The following is a 6094-nucleotide window of genomic DNA, read 5'->3' on the forward strand; positions in this document are numbered from 1 at the left end:
GCACTCCCGGTCGTCGAATCCCGAAAGCATCGCAAATGAGCGGCACGCAATTCAAATCGTGGACACCCCAAAATCACCGCAAATCACACATGACGATGAGCTTAAAGGATGCACCGCTCGATTAAACCGGACAGCAGTGGCGTCTTTGCCCGGTTGAAATCTGTTCGAAATGAGCGATTAGCCAGTGTTTATGGGGGTTTTCTGGCCTGCGGGGAACATCCCCGAGGCACGCAGCGGTTGCTCAGGCACACTGCTCCCTAAGTGTTGTCGGTGGTTGAGCCATGAGTCTCGGTAGTCGGATTAAGTTGTGCGCCGCGCAACTGAACACGAACAGCCAGTCCACTTTCTCCGGACCTCGTAACTTGACCTGGCGCAGCGGGCCGGTTTGCTTGAGCCATCCGAAGCCCTTCTCCACCAGCCATCGCCGGCTCAGGCTTATGGCATACCCAGGCTGCCGTGTAGTTCTGCGGTCCAGATTGCTGCTGCGGCCCTTGTCGTTCTTGGTCACATGGGGTGTCACGTTCAACTCCCGCGCCGTGCGCACGAAATCCTTGCTGTCGTAAGCCTTGTCTGCACCGACCGTGATGCGGCGTGAGCGATCCTCTTGCTTTCGCGCGAGCATCAAGAGCGCCGCGTCTCGCTCGGCATAACCGTCGGCGTGCGTGACCATCGCTGCGGCAATCAGGCCGTTGCGGTTCTCCACCAGCGCATGACCCAGATAGCTCAGCTTCGACTCCTTGCCGTAGCTCTTCTTGTACAGCCGCGCATCGGCGTCGGTGGTCGATGCATGAGTCTTGTTGCTCCGCTTCTGGCCATGAAAATCCGTGCCGTCGCCGTCATCGCCGCCATCCTTGGAGCGGAAGCTCTTCTGCGAGGCCCATGCCTGGATCAGCGTTCCATCGACAGTGAAGTGCTCGTCGGACATGAACCGCTTAGCCTGTTTGTTCACTTCGGCGAAGAACTGCTGCGCCACATCGGAGGTCAACAGTCGGTCGCGATTCTTCGAGAACACAGCGTGGTTCCATACCGCGTCGTCCATGCCCAGGCCAACAAACCAGCGAAACAGAAGGTTGTAATCGATCTGCTCGACCAGCAACCGCTCAGAACGCACCGAGTAGAACACCTGCAACAACAGCGCACGCAGTATGTACTCCGGCGCGATCGATGGCCGCCCCGAGTCCGCGTACAACGCATCAAACTCAGGGCTCAAACTCCGAAGCACCGTATCCGTCAGCTTGCGAACCGCTCGCAGCGGATGATCTTGCGGCACACGCTGCTCCAACGAAACATAGCTGAACATCCCCTCCTGTACTCGCTCGTCTCCACGCATGCTTATAAGACGAATAGCTCACGTGCAACGATGCACACAGGGTACCTATTTCAACAAGCTCCTAAAGCAGGTTTGGACGTGGAGGAGATCCACGGTACTTTCTTCAGGCAAGACGTCTGACGAAACGATATTGGTTTCGACAGGAATTCGAAGATGAAAAGCGACCGCATCGGTCCCACAATCGTCAGTTCCATCGACGCGCTGCTTTGCTGCTCGATAGGGGACGCCTAGGGAGCCACTCTGCGATCCGCTGCTTGTCCGCTCTCCGCCCGTACCGCCCGCACATGAACTGAGGCTAGCACTTCACTGTCTGCCCACTCGGTCCAAAATCATGCGTGCCAGACTCACGCTTTCGGACACCACGGCGGTGAGACGAGGAGAAGGTCGGCTGATATCCGGGTCACGGGCTAGACGAACCGCCGCAATGATCGCGGCGGCAATGACCAGTGTCGACTTCATGCGCGTCTGCTCTTGCATTTGCTCCGCCCAGGCCTCACGTTCGCGCGCAATGGCTCGCTTCATCTCGCCCATCAGTGCACCGCGGTTCGCACCGGTTTGGGACCAAGTCTGTGCGAGAGTTTGCCTTGGAAAATCTCAGATGGAAGGTAGTTTCTCTTCTCTCCGCAAAGCGGGCACTGTGCGGCAATCCACGAATCCGGCATGGTGCCTACCGGAGCCGGGATGTTCTCACCGCACTTCTTGCAGCGGATCGTGAAGTCGCAGTGCCGAGTTTGTGGAAGGTTGAACACGAGTGCCAGTATAGGAGAAGAAAAGGCGAAACTGCAATGTGGATTTCTCTTGAGCTGAGCCCAGGGTAGATCGTTGAGATGGGCCGAGAGAACGTAGGTTAAATATTTTCAATGGTTTATGGCGAGATATGTTGATTTGCAAGCGATGATATGGCAGTATAGGGGCCAAAGTGATCGGGCGCTATGCGAATCGCCTCTCCCACCTTTCGCATTGCTACTGGCTTGCTGCTTGCCGTCCTTCTGAGTGTTGTCGGGTATCAAGTTTTCCGGCAGTCAAGTTTCGACACTCCAGAGGAGCTGCTGAAGCGAGCCGATGAGATGTCGTGGCTCAACAGTTGGATTGAGGCAGAACCTCTTTACCGGCAAGCCGAGCAGGAATTCATTCAAAGGCATCAGCTCTCCAAGGCCCTTTACGCGCGTGTCAGCCAAATGCCGGCACATAGCGAATCCTCCACTTCGATCCCAAGCCAAATTGCCCTGCTTCGAAAGGATCTGGATCTCCCGGAAGCGAAGGATCCTGAAACACGTCTTCGCATCCTGACCATTCTTGGGATGTTTGAAGTGAATTATGACGCCGGGATGGCGAGGAAGACATGGGCAGATGTGGAGGCACTGGCACTGCGCCAGCACCAATATCTGCTGGCGTCCAGAGCAATGGGCGAGCAAGGGATTGCGGCATTTTTGCTCGGCGACATGGCAACTGCCAAAAAGAATGTGGTCAAGGCATGGATGGTTGCGAAGGCCGCCGATCCCGGCGCCCACATTCGGTACGCCAGTATGTATGGCGCGGGCCTGGTGGAAATGCACAAGTACCAGGAAGCCCTTGGACCGCTCAATGAGGCCATCAAAGTTGCCGGGAAGACTCACGGGGCCGCGTACCCGACGATTGCCATTACCGCAAAAATCGAGGCTCTCAGCGGCCTCGGAGAGAACAGGGAAGCGCTGGCGCTGGCAGGCGAAGAGATGCAGCGAGTGAGCGGCTACCACCTTGCCGGGCATCTCTATGAGCTTTACCAAACCAGGGCTGGCGTCTACGAGCGAATGGGCCAATGGGATCAGGCGGTGTCCGACTACGGTCAAGCAGTTCAATACGCCAAGCAACTTTCGTATTGGCGCGGCTTGACCCAGGTAGACGGTTCACTCGCAACGGCGTACCTGCATCAAGGCGCATTGCAACCGGCATTGAGCGCAATCAACGAAGCCATTGCGTCCAACGAGCGCATCCCCGACGAGTTGTATTTCGTTCCAAGGGATCTCGCGATCAAGGCAGAGATCATGGCCCGCCTTGGCAACACAAAGGCATCGAACGAACTGTATGAGAAAAGCGCGGATCTCTTGGATGCGCTCCTCAGCAAAGTTCCCACGCCGACCGCTGAGCGCCAATTGCTGAATGATCTCAGCATCGTGTACGCGGGATACTTTGTGTCTTTAAGCAACCAGGGCCGCACAGTGGACGCCTTCCGAGCAATTGAGCGAGCGCGCGGTCGGGTGGAAGCTCAAGGTCTCTCACATCATGAGGTCATTTTGCCGCATGAACCCGATGCCACCGAACAGAACCTCACCAAGCTCAATATCCAATTGCTGAACACAGACGATTCGGGTTCCAGAGCGCACATTCTCGAAGCGATCTACAGCACCGAACAGCAGCTCGGCACGGAGCCATTGTCAAACGATCCGGCGCCGGTGCCTGTCGCACTGAGCGAACTTCAGCACAGCCTGCGGGCATCTGAGCTACTTGTCGAGTATGTGCTGGATGATCCAGACTCCTACGCGCTCGCCGTGACACGCAATTCAGTCCGCCGGTACAGTCTCCCGCCAAGAGACCTGCTGGAGAAGGAAGCGACGGAGTATCGCTCCACTCTGAAGCAACAGACGACGGACCCTGCTCTCGGGCAACGGCTCTACGACGGGCTGCTCGGCGCAATCCCGGAATTCAAGGAGAAGCAGGATTTGATCGTGGTGCCAGATGGCAAGCTCCACCTTCTGCCATTCTCTGCTTTGGTGAATGCCGGGCAGTACATTCTGATTTCCCATCTGGTCACGGTCGCGCCCTCGGGAACCGTGTTCAGTATGCTCAGGCATCGATCCGATCAGGTGATTCGAGACGATCTTCCGTATGTTGGAGTCGCGGCATGGACATCGAAAGCTCCCCAGGCCACGTTCCTTGCGCGCATTAGCCGGGCCATTTCTGGACCCGAACAGCGCGAGTTTGTCGCACTGCCCGAGAGCCGGCAGGAGGTTGAGAACATTGCAACCGACCTCCCCAAGCCCAGCACCATTCTTTTGGGCGCGAGAGCGACGGAGACAAACTTCAAGCAGCTTCCGCTGAGCCAATACAACGTTATTCACCTGGCTCTTCACGGGTATGTCGATTCCGAGATCTCAGATCGTTCCGCGCTTGTCTTCGCTCCGGAGAATCCGGCCAAGAACGACGGTCTTCTCCAGGTGCGCGAGATCAGAAACCTCCGTATCAATGCCGATCTTGTCACACTCTCGGCCTGTGACACCGGCATAGGGCCAGTGGGCGAGGAGGGTGTGGAAAACATCGTGAATGCATTCGTTGAGGCGGGCGCTCAGAGCGTCGTGTCAACGCTTTGGGAACTTGAAGATCACGCGACCGCCCGACTGATGGCCAACTTCTACGAGCACCTCGGCCGTCACGAGGGAAAGGCAGAGGCACTCAGGCAAGCGCAACTCGAAATGCTCAAGACGGGCGCGCCACCGTACTATTGGGCCGGCTTCCAACTCGACGGCGAACCGAGCGGCAGCCTTTTCAGCGCGACAAAATCGACAAATTCGTCCAGGAGCACCCGATGACATTGAAGCCGGCTGCGAGCGCAACATTGCCTATACAACTTTCACTGCGTGACCGGCACGCAATCCTCGAAAACGTCCTTGCCGCTCTGCGCAAGCGGTTCTATTCGCCTGAAAGGCTGACTGGCGATTGGCAGGCCGCCGTGGAGCGGCACCGGCCTTTGATCGAGAGCTCTGGCGCCGCGGACACATTTGAGAAGGCCATGGGTGATTTGTTGTCGGAACTGCACACCTCCCATTTGGGCTTCTTTCACAGCAGTGCCCGCAGAGCGTCGAGCCGGGCTGCACTCAGCGCAACTTATCTTGAAGACGAGACACCTTATGGAAAACGCTGGATTTTTCAGGATGTCCACGCAGGAGGAGCAGCAGCGAACGCCGGCATTGAACCTGGGGACATCCTTCTCAATGTCGATGGCCGGGAGATGACTCCGCCGGAACATCCCGTATTCGCTATGGGCAAGCAAACAAGTGTGGAATTTGTAGACAGAAGCGACCAGCGACGCACTGTTTCCGTTGAGGTAGCGCGGCCCAAGGGGAAGAAACTCCACTTCATCGAGCCCACGCTCGTCGAGGCGCGGCAGCTCGGTGACGGGTTGGGCTACCTGAAGATTGCAATGTTTCCGGGAATGATTGGGGTCGAGGTTGCGAACGAGATCTCCCGCGCCGTCGAGAAGCTGGGCGCGGCCGATAGCCTCATCATCGACCTGCGTGGCAACACCGGCGGAGGGATCGGCGCGCTTCGTGTAATGAGCATGATCACGCCCAACAAAATTCCCGTTGGCTTTGCGCTCGACAGGCGCCGTGTCACAGCTAATCTCGAATCAGAGAAACGCAGTTTCCATCGATTCTCACAAATCCCGTCTTCAACCAAAACCCTGTGGCGGCTTGCCTTGCAGTTTGGGCCTGCAATGATGACGAAAAAGCCCATTGTGCTTCAAACCGAGGGGTTGGGCGAGAAATCATTTCATGGGAGGGTCGTTCTCCTGGTGAACCGCCACACCGCAAGCGCCGCGGAAATGATTGTCGCGTTTGCGCGAGAGAATCACCTCGCCACAATTGACGGGGAGAAAACGGCTGGTCGTCTCCTCTCCGCAACTTCCGTCAAAGTCGGCAAGGGATTTCGGTTGGCGATGCCAACGGGGGCGTACTACACATGGAACGGGCTGGTGCTGGAAGGAACGCCGATGGAACCAGACGAACT

The 6094-nt window shown here is 57.2% G+C and carries 4 protein-coding genes; 2 read left to right on the forward strand and 2 right to left on the reverse strand.

What is annotated here, in order from left to right; all coding sequences use genetic code 11:
- Positions 1–241: 241 nt before the first annotated feature.
- Both ROO76_03875 and ROO76_03880 read right to left on the reverse strand, forming a co-directional pair.
- On the reverse strand, positions 242–1330 hold the full coding sequence (locus ROO76_03875) for an IS5 family transposase (GenBank protein ID MDT8067283.1): 1089 nt from the start codon (positions 1328–1330) through the stop codon (positions 242–244).
- A gap of 303 nt (positions 1331–1633) precedes the next feature.
- Complete coding sequence (locus ROO76_03880) at positions 1634–1852, reverse strand: hypothetical protein (protein ID MDT8067284.1); 219 nt, start codon at positions 1850–1852, stop codon at positions 1634–1636.
- Positions 1853–2262: 410 nt separating this feature from the next.
- Between ROO76_03880 and ROO76_03885 the strand changes: the two genes are divergently transcribed.
- Together ROO76_03885 and ROO76_03890 are read left to right on the forward strand one after the other, a co-directional pair.
- Positions 2263–4896 carry a CHAT domain-containing tetratricopeptide repeat protein gene (locus tag ROO76_03885; protein MDT8067285.1) on the forward strand — a complete coding sequence of 878 codons (2634 nt, stop codon included), beginning with the start codon at positions 2263–2265 and terminating at the stop codon, positions 4894–4896.
- Positions 4893–6094: S41 family peptidase (locus ROO76_03890; GenBank protein MDT8067286.1), on the forward strand; the 1202-nt coding region annotated here is incomplete at its 3' end. The genes ROO76_03885 and ROO76_03890, both read left to right, overlap by 4 nt.

Source organism: Terriglobia bacterium (assembly GCA_032252755.1).
In the GTDB taxonomy this organism is placed as follows: domain Bacteria; phylum Acidobacteriota; class Terriglobia; order Terriglobales; family Acidobacteriaceae; genus JAVUPY01.